The organism is Exiguobacterium sp. s122, from assembly GCF_018618475.1.
In the GTDB taxonomy this organism is placed as follows: Bacteria; Bacillota; Bacilli; order Exiguobacteriales; family Exiguobacteriaceae; genus Exiguobacterium; species Exiguobacterium himgiriensis.
The window spans coordinates 1,896,079-1,918,114 of the sequence record NZ_JACSMD010000001.1; the positions used below are offsets into that span (position 1 = coordinate 1,896,079).

The following is a 22,036-nucleotide window of genomic DNA, read 5'->3' on the forward strand; positions in this document are numbered from 1 at the left end:
ATATCGTATCACGTACAGTGCGTAATCGGTCATAACAAAAACCCTCTCGTCCAAACGGACAAGAGGGAGACAAGTTACCCGAGAATCGCGAACGATACACCGAGTACACCGATGAGTGCCATCGCGTAAACCGGTACGCGCGGCATCTCGCCGTTATTGTCGAGCGCCTTCCCAAACATGAAGAACACGAGCGGGTGGACGAGGAACGGCATCGAGAAGATGAGCGGGATGAGAAGCGAGGCTTCCGTCCCGAACATGCCGCCTTGAATCGCTGCGAAGAGACCGAAGTGCGAGATCGCAGACGACTGGGCCATCGCCGAGTAATCGAATGCGATCGTGCTGAAGCTGAGGAGCACGAGTCCACCGAAAACGGCCATAATCTGCCAGCCGAACGAGAACTGCATGAGCGCCTTCACTTCTTTCAAGTCTTCACCGTTCGCACCGCGCAAGTTTTTGAGCGCGAGGAACGTGAGCGTGAGACCGACCAAGACGATGATTACTGTCGGCCAAATCCAGAGCGCTCCGTTGTCGGCACTGATCGCCAAAATCGAGAAGACGAAGATGTGACCGAAAAACGGGATGTTGATCATGATTGGGGCACGTTTTGCTGCGACTTTCCCGAAGTCACCAGCTGTACATGCGCCTGTGAGACCACTGTGCGACAGCGATCCCGCCATACCTGGTGCGAGGTTACGGATGTGTCCGGTGCGGGCGAACCACATGAGGAGCGCAATCCCACCGAACATCCAGAACAACTGGCCGAAGAATCCATAGAAGAGGACCGAGTTCATGCCTTCGATGGCGAACGCGTCACTGATGCGTGACCCCCCGACCATGAAGTTTGCTGCCAAGACGACCGGAATCCCGGCGAAAAGGAGCGCGCGTACGGTCGGACCATACGTCCAGTTTTGGAAGATGGCACCGAGTGCTGACGAGACGATCATCGCGAAGAAGATCTGCGGGAGCGCGATGACAGGTTGGACGAGCATGGCAATCGCGTACGAGATGAACAAGATGGCGAGAAGAATCACCGTCTCGATCAACCCTTTACGCATGTACACTTGCTTGTCGTCGATTTGCGCCTTGTGATCGATTAAGAGGAACGACGCCGCTAGACCGATCAACGCGAGGATTGGGTAGTAGAGCATGATGCCTTCTGCCGTACCCGGTTGAATCATCATGCGGAAGAACCCTTCTAATCCGACGAGCAAGAAGAACGAACGGAGGATGAAGATGAACTGCGTCCGACCCGTTCCGAGGAACATTTCTTCTTTTGACGGCACGACGATGTCTTTCACGTCGAGCGCTTGCTTGCTTAAGATTTTACGAAGTTCTTGCCCACCGACGAAGAACGAGACGACGAGCGCGATGATCGTCGTACGTGACATAAAGTCGACGAGCGGGAACTCCGGAAGACCCGGTGTCGCGATGCCCATCTCGACCATGACGAAGCCGAGACCGAGACCGAAGATGACGATGACGAGGATTGGCGAGAACCGTGAGCCGGCTACGACCATCCGTGATAAAATGACCATTGGGATGACGAAGGCCATTAACAACCAAAACTGGTTGAGTAATTGAACTTGAGATAACTGCTGTACAATTTCCATGGATAAACCCCTTATACATTTTTTTCACACTGTCTCGAAGTGTAACGCATTGTCGATTTTGTGACAAGGGGGTGTGACGTATTGTAAATATTGAAAGCGGAACCAACTGAAATGGTCCCGCTTTCGGTTACTTTTTCAGTTGGCGCAGGCCCCAAATGCCCTTATTTCCTGTGGAATAAAACAAGTCTTCGTTGCCGCCGAAACTCGCGGAATCGCTCGAGTGGGCACGAATCTGTTTATTGACGTGCGCTTTCCAATCTTTATACCGATCGAGTTCGAGTTGATAGTATGACTTCTCGATGTAGTCATAGATTTCTTTCAATGATGCCTTCCCGCCGTGATGCTGGAGGGCGAATTGGATTTTGCGAAGTAGTGCGTGTTTCAAGTTAAAGACCCCTTTCCCAATCATTCTGAAGCTTTCCGACTAAAGTAATGATGCAGTCGCACTTCAACGATTTGACTGACCCATTCGTAAATCAAAGGATGAGCATATGCTTCAATAGGCTCGATATGTAACGACTCCTCTGACACGAAGAACGGTCCTTTCGCTATCTTATCAAATGGCATCCGTAACAGTAACTTTTCAATCCGTTTCTGCTCGAACGGGGATTGTAAGTCTTTCGTCTGTCCGTCAATCTGCTGCCGATACGGGAAGGCATTGATAAACTCATAGAATGGTCGAGCCGCCTCGCTCGCGGAAAGTGGTTGAAGCCATCTATCGACTCCACGACTTAAGATGATTGATAACACAATCATCTTATAGCTTTTCGTCATGTCGGTGTATTCAACTTCGAGCAACAACGATTTCGACTCTTCAAACAGATGACTCTCTTCATCATCTAGCTCACCCATCCGGTCGAGAAACCCGTAAAAGCCACCATCTTTCTTCCATTCAGAACGATAGGCATCGATTGAGTATTCGCCTCGTTGAATCAACTCTAGGTAACTTGGGCGTCTTCCGAGTTCTTCTTTTACCGTGTAGTAGTTCCGCTCCAACTGCTGCCGACGCGTCGAAGAACGGGTCACCATTCGCTTCAACAAATCGATGGCGTGCAAATCGAATTCAATAGTGCATCTACTTGGTAAATCTATTTTTGTAGGAAGAGCTTTTACAATCGGTTGTCGTTTTGTCGTCAGGAGTGCCAACTTCTTGTCGATATTCTTGTAGTTTCCAATCAAATCAATAATGGTGCAATGCGTCTTCCCGCTCAGTAAGCGGAGTCCACGACCGATCTGTTGCGTGAAGACCGTCAACGATTCGGTCGGACGACAGAATAGGAGTGTATCGATTTCCGGAATATCGACACCTTCGTTGAACAAGTTCACCGCGAAGATAATATCGAGGTGTCCTTGCTTCAATTGATGCATTACATCGGCACGATCATATTCGGTCTGGCTATGTAACGCGAGAGCCTGTACACCTTGCATCCGAAAATAGTCGGCCAAGTATTCAGCTTGTGTGACCGACGAACAGAAACCGAGCGCTCGTGTCTGGTGATGTATCTTCCACGCCTCATAGATTTTTTGAGCGACACTCTCTTTCAATTGCTCCGCCAACAGTTCGTCCTGATCATAGCGACGACCGTTAATCAATCGAATCTGCGAATAGTCGATCTCATCATAAATTCCAACGTAATGGAATGGCGTCAAATACGACTCTTCAATTGCTTCAGTAAAGTGCATCTGATATGCGACATTGTCGTCGCATAAAGCATAGACGTCTCCCCCATCCAACCGGTCCGGCGTCGCCGTCAATCCGAGCAAGAATTTTGGCTCAAAGTAGTCGAGGACACGTCGATAGGACGGTGCCGCCGAGTGATGGAATTCGTCGACAACAATCAAATCGAACTGACCTGATTCGAACTGTTCCATTCGGTGTTTCGAGGCCAACGTTTGAATCGATGCGAACAAGACGTCTGCCGATTCCTCGTTTCTCGAGTCACCACCAAGGAGTAGCCCTGTCTTCCATTCATTCGAGACCCTTTTGAAAGAGTTCTCTGCTTGAAGCAAAATCTCTTTTTGATGGGCGATGAAGAGTACTCGTTTGAACTGGCGGGCGAAGAAGGCGCTCAAGTACGTCTTCCCGAGTCCGGTAGCGAGCACGAGCATTGCCTTACGTCTACCTTCTTCCATCGTCTCCCGTAACGCCGTCAACGCAGCATCTTGCACGGTGTTCGGCGTGATTGTGTCGTCCTCGATATAAACAGGTGGCGCTTCTGCAATCAGCTCAGCTTCCTTCATCCGGTCTTGACGGGCATTGTACTCTTCACGATAAGGCTGTAACGAAACGGCATTCATGATTTGGGAATAATCACTGTAAAACAAATCATGAAACGCATCGACCGATTGCTCGAACACGTTCTCCGAGATACTTGCTGGAATCTCGACGTTCCATTCGACGCCTCGATTTAGTGCACTGCGCGACAAATTAGACGAGCCGACAAAGAATGTACCCCCATCTTCTGTGCGGAACAAGTAGGCTTTCGGATGGAATGACTGACCTTTTGAACGATAGAGTCGTAGCTCTACGCCTTGAATGTTCATTAACATTTCCAGCGCATCCGGGTTCGTCAAATAGAGATAATCTCCAATCAGAATCCGTACCTGGGCACCGCGTTTAACTGCGTCCTCAAGAGAAACGGCAATTTCTTGCACGCCCGATACTTGCGCAAACGCGACGACCATATAAATTTCAGTCGCCGCGTCAATTTGACGTTGTAATGGAACTCGTAAATGACTGGTGTGCAGACGTAACTCACTCATGATCAAGGACCTCTTCCAAGAAGAGACCTTTTTCAAAACCGCCCCGCTTCTCACGCTTCTCCTCACGGATACGATTTAATTCTTCAAAGCTTGCACCATGCATTTTCGCGAGCGTATAGACGAGTTCCAAAATGTCAGCAAGTTCTTCGAGCGATTCTTCATAGATGTTCGTCTCTTCGTACTCTTTGATTTCTTCATAGAGTTTCAAGCGGGCCTGTTCGAAATGCTCGGCTTGGTTAAGATGTTTGACGACAGGGATTTGCCCTGTTTCGTGAATGATTTCAGGAATACGGTCGCGGATTAATTTATTATACTTAGCCATTGAGTTTCCTCCTTGTATACTGTGATTTCAGATTTAATAATTATTAGAATGTTAAATTTAAACTTTCTTTTCTCATTCCACAATCTCAAACGCCTTCACATATGCCACATAATCGAGGAACAAAATTAGCTCCTCATCAAATTGCACAAATCCGTCCGACGCGTGTCGGAATGCTTGATAAATCCCTTCGAGCGCCGCATAGCGGCTCTCCGACTCGACCGTATACGTCAAAATCTCTTCATTGATCAAATGAAACTCAATCTCGTATGATTTCATCGGCTTTCCTCCTTCTACACCACTATTCAAGTCCCTCTAACAACCTTTTCCCTACTCTGCTCGATTATCCTTCACCCCAACAAATAATCCTCTAGCTTTCCCAAGGAAAACTTTTCCTTTATTCTGAATAAACAGTCAGAATATTTTGTGTTCTTACATATTTAATACTACTTATCACAACTACAGAAAGGATGATTTTTATGGCCTATGACTTTGAATGCAAACATCTGACGAAACGCTTTGATAACGGTGATATCGCGACGCTCGCGCTCGACGATGTGAACCTCCACTTCGCCCACGGCGACTTCATCTCGATTATCGGTCCATCCGGTTCAGGGAAATCGACCTTACTCAGTTTAATCGGCACACTCGATCGTCCGACCGATGGCACACTCTTATTTAACGGCGAACCGATCTCGACCTTGTCCGCAAAACAGCTCGCCGACTTCCGCTTCGACAACATCGGTTTCATCTTCCAACAGTTCCACTTGATTCCGACGTTGACGGCACTCGAGAACGTCATGGCACCGCTGTTCGGACGCAAAGTCGATTATGACGGAGAAGAACGGGCACTCGAACTGTTGAAAGAAGTCGGCTTGAGCGACAAGGCGAACTCACTGCCGTCGCAACTGTCCGGCGGTCAGCAACAACGGGTCGCCGTCGCCCGCGCCCTCATCCACCGTCCGAAGTGGCTACTCGCGGATGAGCCGACCGGGAACCTCGACACCCATACGGGTGATATCATCTTCGACTTGTTGACGCGTCTGAACCGGGACAACGGCTGCGGCGTCTTGTTCGTCACGCACGACCCGGAGCTCGCCGACCGGGCGAACCGAAAAATCGAGATGCGCGACGGGCAGGTCGTCGCCATGAGCGACGTCCATCATGCTTAAGTTCATCTGGAACTCATGGTGGCGGAATAAGGAACGGTTCATCCTGCTCATGGTCGGGATGCTCATCGTCAGTACCGGGCTCAGTTATCTTCTCGGCGTGACGCAGGCGAACAACGGGACGGTCGTCAACGAGCTCCAAAAACGTTGGGACTCGTCGTATCACATCGTCGTCCGGCCGGAAGGCAGCCGCAGCGTGACCGAGGATTTGAACCTGCTCGAACCGAACTATATGAGCGGGCTCGAAGGCGGGATCACGCGCGAACAATACGAGACGATTCAACAGATTGCCGACGTCGATGTCGCCGCACCGATCGCGATGATTGGGTCGACATATTCGAGCTCGTTCACGCAAACGCATACGTTTGATAAAGCTGGTCTTTATCGCCTCAAGATGAACACACTGATCGATACGGGCATTGAAAAAATCAATGATTTTCAAGATTTGAAAGCCTACTTCTGGGTCGGCTGGATGCCGAACGGTAATTCGACCCACATCGGAATCGGTCCGACCGCCCTGTATGAAGAGTTTCCCCTCTCTTACGGGAGCGATGTCATGTTGGCTGGAATTGACCCGGTCGCCGAAGCGAAACTCGTCGGGTTAGACGATGCCGTCCAAGCGACAGCATTCAGTCGTTACTTCAACGAAGAGGATGTCCCAGAGCCTTACGATGAAGACATCACGACCATTCCGATTTTGATGAGTTCAAAAGACTACGTCGACGCCTCGATCAACTACACCATCGAAGAAGTCGATGTCGATACGAGCGATCAAGAGGCGTTTATCAAAACGTATCTCAATCAAGGAAAAGATGAATACCTCGATAGCTTGAAAGGGACGGAAGTCGCCTCATACGACTTTACAGCGCAACAAATGCACGACAATATCACGAAACACATTTTAGAAGGGACACCACAGCCGCAAGACCCTCGTCTCACCGTGGAATATACGTGGATCGCTGAGAAGGCGTCACCGCTCGTCTATGAAGGCGTGACGAGCCCGTTCCCGAAACGGTGGCCGTACTCGTATCAAATCAAACCGTTCGTCGCTGAAGGCCAAGTAAGTTATGGCCAAGAAAGCATGTATCGCAAGTCAAATAAATACGCGGAAGACCTCAACGATGTGCCGAAAGTGAAATATGACTATATTGGCTTGTTCGATCCATCGAAACTGAAGCTCTCGAAAGATCCGTTGACGGAACTGCCGATGGAGACGTATTTCCCGGCCAGTGCCGAATGGGTCATGAACTCGAAAGACGAACCGGTCAACCCACCGACGACCGTCAAGCCAACGAACAACCCGTACAGCTTCTTGACGAAACCACCGTCGATGTTGACGACACTCGACGCAGCGTTCGCCATCGCCGGTGACAAAGCCATCTCGGCGATTCGCGTCAACGTGAAAGGCGTCGACGTCTTAAACGAAGAAAGTGAAGCGAAGCTCCAAGCGGTCGCTAAAGAGATTGAAGACAAGACCGGTCTCATCACGGACGTCACACTCGGCTCGTCTCCACAATATGCCGTCACCTATTTGCCAGGACTCAAAGGCGAGAGCGCCCTCGGATGGATTCAACAACCGTGGATTAAACTTGGATCGTCAATCACGATTTTCCAAGAAGCAAAACTCGGCTTCTCCGGCGTCGTCGCGAGCGTCATCCTCGTCGCGATGCTGTATGTGTTCAGCTCGAATATCATCATGCTGTACGCGCGAAAGAAAGAGTTTGCCATTCTGTTATCGCTCGGTTGGCGGCCGAACCAACTGTCGAAGCTCTTGTTCCTAGAGGCGACGATTCTCGGTTCGATGGTCGCACTCATCTCATGGATGATTCTTGGGACGTTCCTATGGACGGCAGCCGGCTCGACGTCGATTGCCCGCATCCTATTAATCGGTTTGGCCGGTCTGTTGATTTATTGGCTCGGGACACTCATCCCGATTCGACTCGTCCGACGCATCAAACCGTATGAGACGATGCAATCAGGGGAAGTGTCGAAAGGACGTCGCCTGCTCCGTTCCCGCTCGAGCGTCGGCATGAGCTTGAACCAGCTCGTGACGTATTGGCCGCGGACGACGTTATCCATTCTCGCCATCGCCTTACCGACGAGTCTGTTCGGTTTCTTCCTATTCGTCACATTCCGCCTCCAAGGGGTCTTGTATACGACATGGATTGGCGAGTTCGTCGCCCTTGAAGTCGGGACGATGCATTACGTCGCCATGGGGGTCGCCTTGCTTATCGCCATGCTGACGACGACCGAGATCATGTGGCAAAACGTCTCCGAACGAAAACCACAACTCGCCGTCTTAAAAGCGCTCGGTTGGCAGAACACGTCCATCCGTCGTCTCGTTTTGACGGAAGGTGCGTTGACTGGATTCTTCGCCGGACTACTCGGTGTCACAGTGACCATCATCATCGTCACCGTCATGTATCAACAGTTCCCGACGTCCGAATTGCCGTTTCTGTTCGCGACCCTCCTCATCCCAGTCGTGACCGGTGTCCTCGGGGCACTCCTCCCGGCGGAACGGGCCGTCCGCATCACACCGGCCGAAGCCATCGGCGGACACGTCGTCAACCAGAAGAAAGTCGAGAAACGGTTCCGTCTCGTCCTCGGGACGACCGCGACCGCGCTCGTCGTCGGGATCATCAGTTTGTTCGTCTTCACGTCACCTGAAGTGAGACCGGTGACGGAGGAAGCGACGACGACACCAGCTCCGACCGCACAGACGACCGGTGCGAAACAGGCCGATCTAAAAGAGGATAAACCGAAAGAAGCCAAAGCCACCACACCACAACAAGATGACCTTCAAAAAATCATGAACCTCGGTACGTTCCAAACGTATATCGGGGACCCGAACATGAAGAAACGTGAATTCCAAGTCGGCGAACCAACCTTCACCTCACCAGATGGGACCGAACCGGAAGATGGAAAACGATTTGTCAGCCTACCCATCTCTCTTTTTAATGAGGATGATCAATATGGTGGCACGATGGACTATCGACCGAACGGTTTCCGCATGTACACGCCAGACGGCACAGAGTACAGTCCGGTCGACATGGTCAACCATAACAAGAAAGCATTTCGCGGTGGATTCATTTACACACCAGGCGAGAAATCTGAAATCGATTTAGTCTTCCTCGTTCCAGAGAAAGAGAAAACGCTCGTTTTGTATGCTTCAAGCGGCGCCATGCCGAAAGTGTATACCGTTAAAATTGATGTGCCGTAAACAGAAAGGAGCGCCATCCCAGGCTGGGATGACGCTCCTTTGTATGCATTCACTTAATTCGGCTAATATCGAAACTCTGACACTTTTGCATTTACTCTTGAATAGAGCGACTCCATCGAGAATCGACTTGGACGGCTCGTGTCTCCACCGTATAAGGCCTCGATGGTTTGATTGATATACGCGTTTTCCGCTTCTAAATATTCGACAACGAGGTCTTTAAACTCATCGGCCGAGGAATTCTCATGCCGCAAGCCTTCCAGTTCGGCTACATACGTCTCGTTGTCTACTTGCACGCCCTGCAATTCTCTAACCGCTCCAGAAATTGCGACAACATCTGTCGGGATACTCGATAGCGTGAGCATCTTGATTTGATGATCGCGTGCTGTCGAAATGATTGAAGCGGCATCGAAATGAACGACCGGTCGATTGTCTATCGTTTCGACCGTGTCCGTTCCACCGCAAGCGGTCAACGTTAACATAGGTCCAATGAACAGACTAACGAGTAATAGATATTTTGTAATGATTCATCCTCCTTACCACTTTGTTAAATGACTCCCCTATAAAACGGTGTCAGTTACCAAATTTATAATTCCGTTTTCCTGAAGATTTCGCTCGGTAAAGAGCGTCGTCTGCTTGTTTCAAAAGCGTATCGAGTCTCGTCTGTTCGTCTCGCGTATAGGTGACGATGCCGATACTCGTCGAGACGTGATAGACCGTTTCCCATGCGCTCAACTCCTCGATGATTTGGTTCGCGAGGTGGCTCCATTCCACTTGCGTTGCGGATTGAGAAAAGTGTAGCACGAACTCATCGCCACCGAGGCGGACAGCAAATGCCTCTTCTTGTTGATTCACAATCCGTTGCAGTCGCGATGCCACTTCCTTCAAGACGAGGTCTCCCACATCATGACCGTATGTGTCGTTCACCTTTTTGAAGCCATCGAGGTCGAGGAAAAAGATTGCGCCACTTTGATTACACTGTCCATCGAAGTACTTCGTCAAATAACGTCGATTGTATAGTTCCGTCAACATGTCTCGCCACACGTAATGCTCGAGTTCCAAATAATACGAGAACAATTTGACGATCCGCTGGAGTAAGTTGATACTCTTACGGTCTAACAGGCTCGCTTCATCATTGACGGCACACAACGTCCCAAACTTTTCACCGTTCGTGAGGGAAATCGGAATCCCTAAATAGGATTGAATATTGACTCCATCGAGGAGCCCTTTCACTTCATCGATCGGACAATCTTGTTGTACGTCTTCATAAATCAATGGCTGATTCGTTTCAAAATCAATTCGTTTGCAGACCGAATTGTTTAAATCGACAACCATCCCTTCTTTTATAAGAATGCTGGATTTTTCATTTGAAAGTTTTAAAACGAATTGCTGGGTGTCGCTAAATGCAGACAGATAAAACAATTGTTCAGGTAATATTTCTTTTGCGAGATCGAGTACATCATTGGCTAACTCGTCAAAGCTTTCATACATCTTTAATTCTTCTACTTGTGTCATCATACAGCGCCTCCAGACAGTTCCGTTCTCTTTCTAACCATGTTTTTAATCCATTATCTTTTTTATTCATTTACTAATTTTAACATAGGAAACGATTCATATTCATATAGGAGGCAATATAGGACGTAAATCGTTCCCATCTTTTTAAATCATGTCGTCGTCCACGACCTCTACAACTACGCCTACATCTCCGACTTTCCCTAAATCTTCTACACTCGGATCTTCATATGCTAAAACGTGGAACTCTTGCTCAAATGTGCGGATTACGTAATGCCCTAGCGTCCCTCGCTCCGAGTTGATGCGTTCGGTCGCCATATGTTCTGCTGCGAATTGCGTGAAGCGAGAGGAATTCAACTTCACGACCGGATAAGCATTGTGAAGTCCCGCTTCATCTAACCCATGCTCTTCCAATGCCCCGAGAAAAACGGCGTACTGTTCGAAACGAATGCGAATCCGGTCACGTTCAGCATCCCATGTTAGTAGCCTCGTCGCGTCATCCGCCCCGAAACACGTCCATTCGAGCGGATAGTACATCTCGTCTTTCATCTGAAACGACTCGACGTCGAGCTGATAACCCTGGGTCGTCATCAAAAAATTCAAATCGATGCCCAAACTAGCTCCCCCTTTCAAAAAAAGCGACGTCCGCAGACGTCGCTTTCCCTCAATAAAAGATAAACCATAGCGCTGCGGCCACTAAAAACAGACCGGCGCCGATGAAAAGAATCTTCGCTAATCGTTCATATACCATGTCTTCACCTCACTAATGCCGCACCGACGATGAGCGAGACACCGATTGAGAGGAGGAACGCCAAAAGTCCGACGGCGATATTCCCTTTCCCGATCTCCTCGTTCACCTTCAACGACGGCGTCAAAAATTCAAACAACCAATACGTGACGAGGAGCAAAAAGAAGCCAAAGCCCCCGCCGACCAAAATGTCGATCAACCGATCATGATGACTCTCGACGACACGGAAGATGTTGGCAAGACCGACGACCTTCCCGCCTGTCGCGAGTGCAACGGCCACGTTCCCCTTTTGAATCTCGCGCCAATTGCTGTACGGTGTCGTCACTTCAAAAATCGCGAGCCCCACGACAATCATGAGCCCGGCGATTGTATACAGACCGAACGACTCGAGCATCACGTTAAACGATACGTTCCCCATTACCATACCCTCACTTCAACTCGACGACCGTGACCCCGAGTCCACCTTCGCCCATACCGCCCGGGCGTTGACTCTTCACGTGGCGATGCCCTTTCAAGAACTCTTGCGTCGCTTGTCGCATCGCGCCCGTACCGAGGCCGTGGATGATGCGGACGTTGTCATAGCCGGACACGAGCGCCTCGTCGATATATTTGTCTAGGCGTGAAAGTCCTTCTTCGACGCGGACCCCACGCAAGTCGAGCTCCGACTTCGTCGTGCTCTGGCGCTTCAGCGAGCTGCCTTTCGCTTTGAGCGGTTGCTCTTTTGACGGCCCAATTTTCTGAAGGTCGTCCGCTTTGACGTTCACTTTCATGATCCCGACCTGGACGTTGTACTCGTTGTCGTTGATCTGGTTCACGATATACCCTTTTTGATTGAACGTCGTCACTTTCACTTCTTCGCCTTTACTGAACGTACGTTTTTGTTGTGCTTTTTGTTTCACTTTTTGGATCTTTTTATCTTGGAGCGTCGGTTTCGCCGATTCGAGTTCTTTCTTCGCGGCGATAATCTCATGCTCTTTGACGATGCCTTGCTCACGCAGCTTCTTCAAGCGGTCGATCACTTCGTTCGCTTGACGCTTCGCCTGCTCGACCGCTTTGTCGGCTTTCGCCTCGGCCTCGCTAAACATCGTATCGCGTTCTTTCTCGAACTCCTTCATCTTCGCCTCGAACGCCGCCTGCTCTTCTGCAAGGTCGTGGCGCTTGACGAGCAACTCTTGTTCGAGCTGCTCGGCGCGTTGTTTCGCCGACTCGAGCTCGTTGATCATCGATTCGACTGACTCGGCGTCAGTGCCGACGTGACTCCGTGCCTTGTCGATGACATCCTCTGACAACCCGAGGCGACGGCTAATCTCGAACGCGTTCGAGCGTCCCGGCACACCGATCAACAGACGGTACGTCGGGCTGAGTGACTCGATATCAAACTCCATCGAGGCGTTCATGACGCCCTCCCGGTTATAGGCGTACGCCTTCAGTTCCGAGTAATGTGTCGTCGCAGCTACGCGAGCCCCGCGCCGCTTCACTTCGTCGAGGATGGCGATGGCGAGTGCGGCCCCTTCTTGTGGGTCGGTCCCGGCACCGAGCTCATCAAACAAGACGAGCGACATGAAGTCGATCTTGTCGAGCATACTGACGATATTCGTCATATGCGAGCTGAACGTCGAGAGACTCTGTTCGATTGACTGCTCGTCCCCGATATCGGCATAGATGGCGTCAAAGACAGATAGCTCCGTCCCGAACTCGGCCGGCACGTAAAGACCGGACTGTACCATGAGCTGAAGCAGACCGATTGTCTTGAGTGTGACCGTCTTCCCGCCGGTGTTTGGACCGGTGATGACGAGCGAGGTGAACGCTTCGCCGAGTTCGACTGTAATCGGCACGACCTCGTCGCGAGGGATGAACGGATGACGCGCTTGTTTCAGCTTAATTTCCCGGGCGTCGTTCAACTTCGGCTCGGTCGCCTTCAACTCATGGCCATACGCAACTTTCGCGAACACAAAGTCGAGCGTGGCGAGCACGTCAAGGTTCGTCACGACCGAATCCGAGACACCCCCGACGAGGTTCGACAGCTCGCTCAAGATACGGTCAATCTCGGCGCGCTCTTTCAAGCGCACTTCCTGAATCTCGTTGTTGATCGAGACAATCGCCTGCGGCTCAATGAAGAGCGTCTGACCAGAAGCCGATTGGTCGTGGACGATTCCGCCGAACGCTTGGCGGTACTCTTGTTTCACCGGGACGACGTAACGGTCGTTCCGAATCGTGACGATGGCGTCCGACAACATCTTGGCGTTATTGCGGAGGATGTTGTCGATGCGGGAACGGACACTACCTTCATAGCTACGAAGCTGGGTCCGGAGTCCGCGCAGTTGTGAGCTCGCCGAGTCTTGGACCGTTCCTTGATCATCGATGGCGTGGCGAATCGACTGCTCGACTTCGATCAGTTTCGTCAAGCGCTCCGCATACTCGTCGAGGCGCGGGATACGGAGGTCCTCATTGTCCTCGTGGAGCTTCTCGAAGAAGTTCTTCACTTGCCGGCCGCTGTACATGACGGCGGCGACGGCGAGCAGTTCGCTCGTCGAGAGCACCGAGCCGATGGCGGCCCGTTTCACTTCGGCACGGACGTCGGTCAGGCCACCGAGCGGAAGTCGGTCCCGGAGACGGACGACCTCGGTCGCCTCTTTCGTGACATTCAAATTGGCGAGCACCCGGTCGTAGGAATAATCGGGTTGCATCGAAAGCGCCCGGTCTTTCCCAAGTGAGCTCGCAGCGTGAGCGGCGAGTTGTTGTCGCAATTTTTCATATTCTAAAACGCGTAACGCGTGATCCATCTAGCATGTTCCTTTCTGTCGCTTCGCGTCGAAGAACGCCTTGGCATCCTTAAACGAGAGGCAGTTGATGATGTCGGACGGTTCGAGATAGGCTTTACGTGCATGTAAGACGCCGAGCGCCATATCTTCCATCATGTCCGGGTGGTGTGTGTCGGTGTTAATCATCAGCTTGACGCCGGCCGCCTTCGCTTTCTTGAGCGTTGAGGCCGTCAAGTCGAGTCGGTTCGGGTTGGCGTTCAATTCGAGCGCCGTGCCCGTCTCTTTCGCGAGGACGATCAAGCGCTCCTCGTCAATCGGATACCCGTCACGACGTCCGATGAGTCGACCCGTCGGATGGGCGATGACGTTGACGTACGGCGAACGACAGGCGTTCTCGAGCCGGGCCATAATCTCGTCGACCGATTGGTCCATCTTCGAGTGAATCGAGGCGACGACGTAGTCGAGCGTCGCCAAAAATTCTGGCTCGTAGTCGAGCGTACCGTCAGGACGGATATCCATCTCGACGCCGCGTAGGACGTACATCTCATGCTTCTTCGCGGCCTCGAGAATCTCTTCCCCTTGCGCCTCGAGCCGTTCCTCGGTCAACCCGTTGACGAACGTCATATACTTACCGTGGTCGGTGATGGCGATCCATTCATAGCCGCGGGCCTTCATCGCCGCGACGAGCTCGTCGACCGTGAGCTTCCCGTCCGACCAGACCGTATGCATGTGGGCGTCGGCTTTGATGTCGTCGAGGGTCACGAGTTTCGAGAGGTCATGCTCAAATTCAGGATGTCCTTCTCGTAACTCAGGCGGGATGAACGGCAGACCGTAGCGCTCGAACAGCTCCGCTTCCGTCTCCGGTTGCCAGAGGCCGTCTTTCGTCTCGACACCGTACTCGGAAATCGACTCGCCTTTTGCTTTGGCGAGCTGGCGCATGCGGACGTTATGGTCTTTTGAGCCGGTGAAGTGATGCAGCGTCGCGGCAAAGGCGCCCGGTTCGACCATGCGGAAGTCGACCGACACCATCTCCTCGCGTTCGAGGACGAGCGACACTTTCGTCTCGCCGGCCGCGATCACCTCGTTGATGAACGGGAGGGCGAGCAACTTGTCACGGAGGGCGACCGGTTCCTCGGTCGCGATGATGAAGTCTAAGTCTTTACACGTCTCTTCTGCCCGGCGGAAGCTGCCGCCGACCGAATGGCGAAGCACAAGTACTTCAGCTTCAAGCACGGTCTCGATTTCTTCGACGACCGGACGCATCATCGCATATGAAAGGCGCTCCGGGCGCGACTCGAGGTTCTTCGCTGCGGCGAGTAACTTCTCAACGCTCTTCGCACCGAAGCGCGGGAGCTCGGAAGCCGAACCGTCTTCTAAGACGCGGATGAGCGACTCCAAGTCGACGACCCCAATTTCGCGAAGTTGTGCGAGCTTCTTGCCCCCGAGCCCTTGAATTTTAAGCAGTTTCATCAGACCGAACGGAATCTCTGCTTGGAGCGACTCGAGCACCTCACTCCGGCCCGTATCCCGCCATTCTTCGAGGACGGCCGCCGTCCCTTTGCCAATCCCTGAGATCGTCGTCAAATCCTCGATGTCGTCGAGTTCAAGCTCTGAGTTTTCGAGCGCCGTCGCGGCTTTCCGGAAGGCGTTGATTTTGAACGGGTTCTCCCCCTTGATTTCCATATATTGCGCAATCTTTTCGAGTAGCATCATCGCTTCTACTTTATTCATGACTTTTCCCCCTTCTCTATACAGAAAAGGCCGAGACACAAGCACTTGCTTGCATTCCGGCCTGTCGTGTCACAGCATCTTGTTCGAGAACCATTCCGAAAGATACGGTGTATCTTGAATGATGAATGTCGCAAGCGACGAATTGTCGACGGCGTTTTGTACACCGGCCATCGGGACGAACGCGATCACCCAAAGGATGAAGAACGTGATGACGTACGACTCGAGGAATCCGAGTACGGCACCGATGATTCCTTTCAATTGACGTAAAATCGGCAAGTCCGTCAAGAAGTCGAGCATCGATAAGATGAGATGCAAGACGAGCTTCGTGATGACGAACAAGACGACGAACCAAAAGACGTTATAGAACGTCATCTCAATGCCTGAGAGCGAGTTCAAGTCGAGCACGCCACCCGGGAGCGTTCCGTCAAGTTGCGACGGATACGGAATCCAGAGCTTGAACGCTTCGGCTAAATCTCGGTAGTAGGCATTGGCAACAAAGAAACTGATGATGAGCGCGACCCAGTGGCCGAGCTGTAGAATCGCGCCGCGGCGAAAACCGTTGACGATTCCGATAAACAAGAAAAACAGTATAAGTAGAGTAACCATAAAGTGATTTATTCTCCCGTGTTTCGTTTAGATTTGACGTGATCGCTCGCGATTTGGATGGCGGCGAGAACGGCCGCCTGACGAGCGTCTAAATGAGGGGACTGTTCACGAATCTCACGGATTTTACTATCGACGAGAAAACCGACTTCCCTCACATGATCAGCTGGCTCCTCGCTCACGATCGTATAGTCTTGACCCGCGATGTGGATCGTTGTTCGTTGTACCTGCACGCGTCACCCCTCCTTTACGTCTATTCAAAATTAATCATAACATCGATTGTATATTAGGAAAAGAAGAAGCCTCCCCTTTTGTACGACAACAATTTATGTTACCCTATTCGAAAGTTGTTAAACGTCAATCTTCTCTCATTTATGAAAGATAGGGTGGCAACCTCACTGGAAATGTGCGAAAATAGCAACAATTCACACATTAAGAAAGGATGATTTTTTTGAAATTACGCATTGGTCTTCTTGGTCGCATCATCATCGCGATCGCATTTGGTATTTTAATCGGGAGCCTCGTGCCAGAAAGTCAGAGCTGGATTGTACGGACATTTGTCACGTTCAACACAATCTTCGGGCAGTTCTTAGGCTTCGCCATCCCACTCATCATTCTCGCCTTTATCATTCCGGGCATCGGGGAGCTCGGTAAAGGGGCAGGAAAACTCGTCGGCTTGACAGCCGTCATCGCGTACTTGTCGACAATCGTCGCCGGTACACTCGCTTACTTCGCGACAAGCAACCTGTTCCCACAGATTTTGTCACGGAACACAGGATCCGCTGAAAACCCAGAAGAAGCATTGCTTAGCGGCTTCTTGAACTTCGAGATTCCACCTGTATTTGGCGTCATGACTGCACTCGTTCTCGCTTTCGTCATCGGCATCGGGATTGCCGCAATCGAAAGCAAGCGCTCGCTCGACCTTGCCATGGATTTCCGCGATATCATTGAGCTCGTCATCAGCAAAGTTATCATTCCACTCTTACCGTTCCACATCGCCGGAATTTTCATGAACATGACGTATGCCGGACAAGTCGCTGAGATCCTCTCGGTGTTCTCGCTCGTCTTCGTCACAATCATTGTCCTTCATTTGACAATGCTTATGATTCAGTACTCGATCGCAGGGGGCCTCAACAAAGAGAACCCGCTCAAGTTGCTTAAGACGATGATGCCGGCTTACTTCACAGCCATCGGGACGCAATCATCGGCTGCAACGATTCCGGTCACGCTTCGCCAAGCGAAAGCAAACAACGTCGATGAAGGCGTTGCGAACTTCGTCGTTCCACTCTGTGCAACGATCCACTTGTCAGGGTCGACAATCACGCTCACATCGGTCGGTGTCGCCCTCATGTACTTGAACGGCATGCCAATGTCGTACGCAATCGTGCTTCCGTTCATCCTCGCCCTCGGCGTGACGATGATCGCAGCACCTGGTGTCCCTGGCGGAGCCGTCATGGCCTCACTCGGACTGTTCGGTTCGATTCTTGGCTTCGATGCGACGATGCAGAGCTTAGTCATCGCGCTCTACTTGGCGCAAGATAGCTTCGGGACTGCGACGAACGTCACAGGTGACGGTGCCATCGCAAAAATCGTCCATTACTTCAAACGTCATACGAAACTTCTTGACGATCCAAAAGCACGCGAAGAAATCGCATAACGTGCTCAACGGGCAAGCCTCACGGTTTGCCCGTTTTTCTTACATAAAAAGGAGGAAGCTATATGGAATTTACGATTTGGGACAATCCCGACGCGTTCGCGGAACGCGTCTTGCCGGAGTTGATGAAGCGAGAAGCCGAACACAGTCTGATGATTGGCATCCTTGAAAATATAAAGCGCGGGGTATACCCTACCTATCATCAAATGACGGTCGAGGACGACGGGCGTCTGCTCGCCATCATGCAAGTCACGCCGCCACATCCACTCAACTATGTCATCGTGGACACCTCTCGTGCGCAAGACGTCCATACGATCGCGGTTTCAGCATTACTAGACCGGGACATTCCGTTCACTGAAATCGTGTCGGAACGCGTACACGCCGAGGCGTTCGCTGCTCGTTGGCGTGAACAGACGGGTCAAGACGCCTCGCCTTTTATGGCACAAGGCCTGTATCGACTCGACCACGTGAACGACATCTTGATTGCAGAAGGCGTGATGCGTTATGCGACGACAGACGATCAAGCACTACTCGAGGACTGGTATCGGGGCTTCGAACAAGATTCGGGACTCGCCCCTTCTGAGACAGAGAAAGTCATTCGCACCGTCACCATGATGATCGAGAACGATGACGTCGTCCTCTGGGAAGTCAACAGTACGCCCGTCTCATGCGCCAAACGCTCACGTCCGACGGAGAACGGCATCACCGTCTCGTTCGTCTATACGGTGCCTGAGAAGCGCGGAAAGGGATATGCCCGTTCACTCGTCGCCGAGCTCAGCCGGGAGCTCTTGAAGACAAAACAGTTCTGTACGCTCTACACCGATTTGACCAATCCGACGTCGAATAAGATCTACCAAGAGGTCGGCTATGAACCAATCATGGAATCGGCTTGGATCCGGCTCGCTAGATGAATCGCTCCGCCTCCCCTATACTACTAGGTGGAGGCGATTTTTTATGAGTCATTGGTGGCAGCAAATCCCGAAACGGGTACGTCTCATCTTAGTAAGCGTGCTCGTCGGTTCGGTCGTTACGTATATGCTCATCGTCGGGGGCAGGAGCGTCCTTGACGACCCGAATTGGGACACACTTTGGCTGAGTGTCATCGGAGCCGCGCTCTTGACGTTCATCAGTTACCGGGCAACAAAAAAGTGATCGACGCGTTCGTCGATCACTTTTTGTATAGGATTTAGAAGAATGAGGCTGGGTTGACTGTGTTCCCCGCGCTCGAAGACGAGTACGAGTAACCGCCACGGTGAATCTCGAAGTGAAGGTGTGACCCTGTCGAGTTCCCTGTGCTGCCCATCGCTCCGATGTTTTGACCTTGTGTAACGCGTTGTCCGGCCGATACCGATACCGAGCTCAAGTGCGCGTATACTGTCGTCCACACTTGTCCGTTCAAGACGTGCGTGACGATGACGTGGTTTCCGTAAGCGCCACCCCATCCTGCAGTCGTGACCGTCCCTGTCTGTGCCGCGTGGATTGGCGTACCGACTGGTCCAGCGATATCAATTCCGTTGTGGAACGTATAGCCGTTCGCACCGCTTGCCGCGCCCCATCCTTGTGAAAGACGGCCGCTTGCAGGGCGTTGGAACATGCCGCCGCTCGCCGGTGCTGATGCTGCCGGTGTCGCTGCCGCCGCGCTCGATGACGATGACGCGTTTGATGCTTGTTGTTTCTTCGCTGCAGCCGCCGCTGCCGCTTCAGCTTCGGCTTTACGTTTCGCTTCTTCAGCTGCACGACGTTGTGCTTCGATTTCAGCCTTGATTGACGCTTCTTGTGCTTGGAGCGTTGACTCCATCTCTTTCAAGCTCATCAATTTCGACTCGAATTTGATTTTTTCTGCGTTCAACTTCTTGATTTTCGCTGCGCGCTCTTTCATTTTCTTATCGAGTGCCGCTTTGCGCTCTTCAAGTTGTTCTTTTTGTTTCACGAGCGTATCGCGCTCCGCTTTAAGATCCGCTTGCGCTGCCGCGAGCTTCTCTTTCGTCGCTTGATACTCTTCGAAGATTTGCTTGTCGTTCTCTTGGATCGTGCCGGCCGTGATCATGCGTGTGATCAAGTCGCCGAAGTCTTTCGAACCGAAGATGAACTCCGCCCAGTTAATCGACGTGCCGCCGTTCTTTTGCATCGTCGCCATCCGCTCTTTCATGAGCTCTTCTTGGGCTTTCATTTTTGCTTCGTACTTCTTAATTTGTGCTTCAAGCTCTTTAATCTTTTCTTGTGTCGCACGAATCTCAGCCTTCTTTTGCGCGACGTCGTTGATGACGTCTTGAAGCTCAGCGTCTAACTTGTTGATCTCTTGCTGCTCTTTGCTGATTGCTTGCTCACGCGATTGAATCGATGCGTTCGCTTTTGACTGTTCAGAACTATTTTGTTGTTGTTGCTGCTGGACTTTCTTTTGCTTGTCTGTGAGTGACGCCGCAAAACCAGGAGTCGTGCCGCTGATGAGAAGAGTCCCTAGAGTGACGGTTGCCGCAAGTTTCTTCAAGTTAACCAATGTGCTTCCCTCCGCTGAGTCGTGTGTATTTCTATCTATAATAGATTCGTTATTTTGTCGAATTTTGACGAGATTTCGTTCTCGCTCTGAGACTCATTATAGCAATCTAAACCTGAAATTATTTTACACTTATATTTCATTCGCGTTACATTGACCTGATTTAGGTTTTATCGCTTAAAAAACGTGGGTATATAGGCAGATTTGCTCATTTTTCTGTCACAAGTTCTCCGTATAAAAAAAGAAAAGCGCTTCTAGATGCGCTTTTCACATAACAACCTTATACATTTTTGTTTTACCTTGTCATCATGTAGCCTGATCGCGACTTACGCTTTCGCCGTTTCACTAAATAGAGGCCACCGAGGAGCACGACCCCACATAGCGCACCGAAGCTGTCTAAGACGACGTCTTGGATGAGCGGCGTCCGCTCCGGCGTCAAGCTCTGATGGAACTCGTCATATACGCCGACCGTGGTCGCAAGCGCCCAAGCGAACAAGAGCGTAAGCCCAGCATGAATACGAGTACGCGAGACGGCTTTGACGAAAAGCGCGCCGAGGACGAAGAAGACCGTGAAGTGCGCGGCTTTTCGAATCAAAAATTCAATCAAGCCGACCGTTCCTTTCGCCTCGAGTGAGACCGGGTCACCCGCGTAATCGAAATCCACGTTTCCGAGCATCGGCTCGGCCCATCCCCATTCGAACCGTTCGAGCGGTGAAACGATGCTCTGCTCCGAATAAGGTGTCGCGCTCGAGAAGAATAAGCCGACGAGAATGAGAGTGATCCAAATAAATTCATTTTTCAATATGTACATAACATCGATCCTTTCTGTCTGCGAGCTTCATTATACGAGTTTCCTCCCATTACATTGTAACAAGGGCATCATCGTTTCGTGACAATTTGATTGCGGACAACCGATTTAAAGTCGTACATGGGAAACGCGCTTGCTATACTAGAGGCAAAGGGGGAAACATGATGATCTATCAATACGAAGCGACAGACATGAGCGGTAAGCTCCAACCATTATCGAAATATGAGGGAGACGTACTCTTGATCGTCAACACGGCAAGCAAGTGCGGCTTCACGCCGCAACTCGACGGCCTCGAGACGTTGTACGCGCAATATAAAGACCAAGGACTCCAAGTGCTCGGTTTCCCGTGCAATCAGTTCGGCCATCAAGACCCAGGGACGAACGAAGAGATTAACGAGTTTTGTCAGTTGAACTATGGTGTGTCGTTCCCGATGTTCGCCAAAGTCGACGTCAACGGGAAAGACGCGCATCCACTCTTCCAATACTTAGCGAAGGAAGCACCGGGACTACTCGGCTCGAAGGCGATCAAATGGAACTTTACGAAGTTCCTCGTCGACCGCCAAGGAAACGTCATCGAACGGTTCTCCCCGCAGACGACGCCGGCCGAAATCGAATCCGCCATTAAAAAGTTAATTTAAGTGAAACT

21 protein-coding genes are annotated in these 22,036 nt (G+C 51.3%); 6 read left to right on the forward strand and 15 right to left on the reverse strand.

Features of this window, described 5'->3' with window-relative positions; translation table 11 throughout:
- Window positions 1-74: 74 nt before the first annotated feature.
- The 5 genes from KNP92_RS09805 to KNP92_RS09825 form a co-directional block, all read right to left on the reverse strand.
- A complete protein-coding gene (locus KNP92_RS09805) occupies window positions 75-1,610 on the reverse strand; it encodes a hypothetical protein (RefSeq protein ID WP_214839860.1) in 1,536 nt (511 codons plus the stop codon).
- 127 nt (window positions 1,611-1,737) lie between these two features.
- Complete coding sequence (locus KNP92_RS09810; RefSeq protein WP_214839862.1) at window positions 1,738-1,995, reverse strand: hypothetical protein; 258 nt, start codon at window positions 1,993-1,995, stop codon at window positions 1,738-1,740.
- A 20-nt stretch (window positions 1,996-2,015) separates the two neighbouring features.
- A complete protein-coding gene (locus tag KNP92_RS09815; RefSeq protein ID WP_214839863.1) occupies window positions 2,016-4,373 on the reverse strand; it encodes a DEAD/DEAH box helicase family protein in 2,358 nt (785 codons plus the stop codon).
- A complete protein-coding gene (locus tag KNP92_RS09820; protein WP_214839865.1) occupies window positions 4,366-4,695 on the reverse strand; it encodes a nucleoside triphosphate pyrophosphohydrolase in 330 nt (109 codons plus the stop codon). Before KNP92_RS09820 ends, KNP92_RS09815 begins: the two co-directional genes overlap by 8 nt.
- Window positions 4,696-4,767: 72 nt before the next feature.
- A complete protein-coding gene (locus KNP92_RS09825; RefSeq protein WP_214839867.1) occupies window positions 4,768-4,971 on the reverse strand; it encodes a hypothetical protein in 204 nt (67 codons plus the stop codon).
- 200 nt (window positions 4,972-5,171) lie between these two features.
- Here KNP92_RS09825 and KNP92_RS09830 point away from each other — a divergent pair, with 200 nt between their 5' ends.
- Together KNP92_RS09830 and KNP92_RS09835 are read left to right on the forward strand one after the other, a co-directional pair.
- A complete protein-coding gene (locus tag KNP92_RS09830) occupies window positions 5,172-5,864 on the forward strand; it encodes an ABC transporter ATP-binding protein (RefSeq protein ID WP_214830906.1) in 693 nt (230 codons plus the stop codon).
- Window positions 5,857-9,081, forward strand: a complete 3,225-nt coding sequence (locus tag KNP92_RS09835; protein WP_214839869.1) for an FtsX-like permease family protein — start codon at window positions 5,857-5,859, stop codon at window positions 9,079-9,081. The genes KNP92_RS09830 and KNP92_RS09835 overlap by 8 nt, the downstream gene beginning before the upstream one ends.
- Window positions 9,082-9,143: 62 nt before the next feature.
- Here KNP92_RS09835 and KNP92_RS09840 read toward each other — a convergent pair whose 3' ends face one another.
- The 8 genes from KNP92_RS09840 to zapA form a co-directional block, all read right to left on the reverse strand.
- Window positions 9,144-9,560 carry a hypothetical protein gene (locus KNP92_RS09840; protein WP_214839871.1) on the reverse strand — a complete coding sequence of 139 codons (417 nt, stop codon included), beginning with the start codon at window positions 9,558-9,560 and terminating at the stop codon, window positions 9,144-9,146.
- Between the two features lie 91 nt (window positions 9,561-9,651).
- Window positions 9,652-10,596 carry a sensor domain-containing diguanylate cyclase gene (locus KNP92_RS09845; protein WP_214839872.1) on the reverse strand — a complete coding sequence of 315 codons (945 nt, stop codon included), beginning with the start codon at window positions 10,594-10,596 and terminating at the stop codon, window positions 9,652-9,654.
- 141 nt (window positions 10,597-10,737) lie between these two features.
- Window positions 10,738-11,184, reverse strand: coding sequence for a hypothetical protein (locus KNP92_RS09850; protein ID WP_214839873.1), 447 nt, complete (start codon window positions 11,182-11,184; stop codon window positions 10,738-10,740).
- 161 nt (window positions 11,185-11,345) lie between these two features.
- The gene (locus KNP92_RS09855) at window positions 11,346-11,756 is read right to left on the reverse strand and encodes a DUF350 domain-containing protein (protein WP_251136448.1); all 411 of its coding nucleotides are present in this window, start codon (window positions 11,754-11,756) and stop codon (window positions 11,346-11,348) included.
- A gap of 10 nt (window positions 11,757-11,766) precedes the next feature.
- Window positions 11,767-14,121 carry an endonuclease MutS2 gene (locus KNP92_RS09860; RefSeq protein WP_214839875.1) on the reverse strand — a complete coding sequence of 785 codons (2,355 nt, stop codon included), beginning with the start codon at window positions 14,119-14,121 and terminating at the stop codon, window positions 11,767-11,769.
- Window positions 14,122-15,831 carry a DNA polymerase/3'-5' exonuclease PolX gene (polX, locus tag KNP92_RS09865; RefSeq protein WP_214839876.1) on the reverse strand — a complete coding sequence of 570 codons (1,710 nt, stop codon included), beginning with the start codon at window positions 15,829-15,831 and terminating at the stop codon, window positions 14,122-14,124.
- Window positions 15,832-15,900: 69 nt separating this feature from the next.
- A complete protein-coding gene (locus KNP92_RS09870; protein ID WP_034809848.1) occupies window positions 15,901-16,437 on the reverse strand; it encodes a CvpA family protein in 537 nt (178 codons plus the stop codon).
- An 8-nt stretch (window positions 16,438-16,445) separates the two neighbouring features.
- On the reverse strand, window positions 16,446-16,667 hold the full coding sequence (gene zapA, locus KNP92_RS15795; RefSeq protein WP_024369779.1) for a cell division protein ZapA: 222 nt from the start codon (window positions 16,665-16,667) through the stop codon (window positions 16,446-16,448).
- A gap of 209 nt (window positions 16,668-16,876) precedes the next feature.
- Between zapA and KNP92_RS09880 the strand changes: the two genes are divergently transcribed.
- From KNP92_RS09880 to KNP92_RS09890, 3 genes are all read left to right on the forward strand, one after another.
- Window positions 16,877-18,091 (forward strand): dicarboxylate/amino acid:cation symporter, encoded by a 1,215-nt coding sequence (locus tag KNP92_RS09880; protein WP_214839877.1) that lies wholly within the window; start codon window positions 16,877-16,879, stop codon window positions 18,089-18,091.
- Between the two features lie 62 nt (window positions 18,092-18,153).
- Complete coding sequence (locus KNP92_RS09885) at window positions 18,154-18,999, forward strand: GNAT family N-acetyltransferase (RefSeq protein WP_214839878.1); 846 nt, start codon at window positions 18,154-18,156, stop codon at window positions 18,997-18,999.
- A gap of 43 nt (window positions 19,000-19,042) precedes the next feature.
- Window positions 19,043-19,240, forward strand: coding sequence for a hypothetical protein (locus KNP92_RS09890; RefSeq protein ID WP_214839879.1), 198 nt, complete (start codon window positions 19,043-19,045; stop codon window positions 19,238-19,240).
- 34 nt (window positions 19,241-19,274) lie between these two features.
- Here the strand turns inward: KNP92_RS09890 and KNP92_RS09895 are convergent, their stop codons facing one another.
- On the reverse strand, window positions 19,275-20,585 hold the full coding sequence (locus KNP92_RS09895) for a murein hydrolase activator EnvC family protein (protein ID WP_214839880.1): 1,311 nt from the start codon (window positions 20,583-20,585) through the stop codon (window positions 19,275-19,277).
- A gap of 292 nt (window positions 20,586-20,877) precedes the next feature.
- Entirely contained in the window at window positions 20,878-21,393 is a 516-nt protein-coding gene (locus KNP92_RS09900; protein ID WP_214839881.1) for a VanZ family protein, read from the reverse strand.
- Window positions 21,394-21,551: 158 nt separating this feature from the next.
- Between KNP92_RS09900 and KNP92_RS09905 the strand changes: the two genes are divergently transcribed.
- Complete coding sequence (locus KNP92_RS09905) at window positions 21,552-22,028, forward strand: glutathione peroxidase (protein WP_034816514.1); 477 nt, start codon at window positions 21,552-21,554, stop codon at window positions 22,026-22,028.
- The last annotated feature ends 8 nt before the right edge of the window (window positions 22,029-22,036 follow it).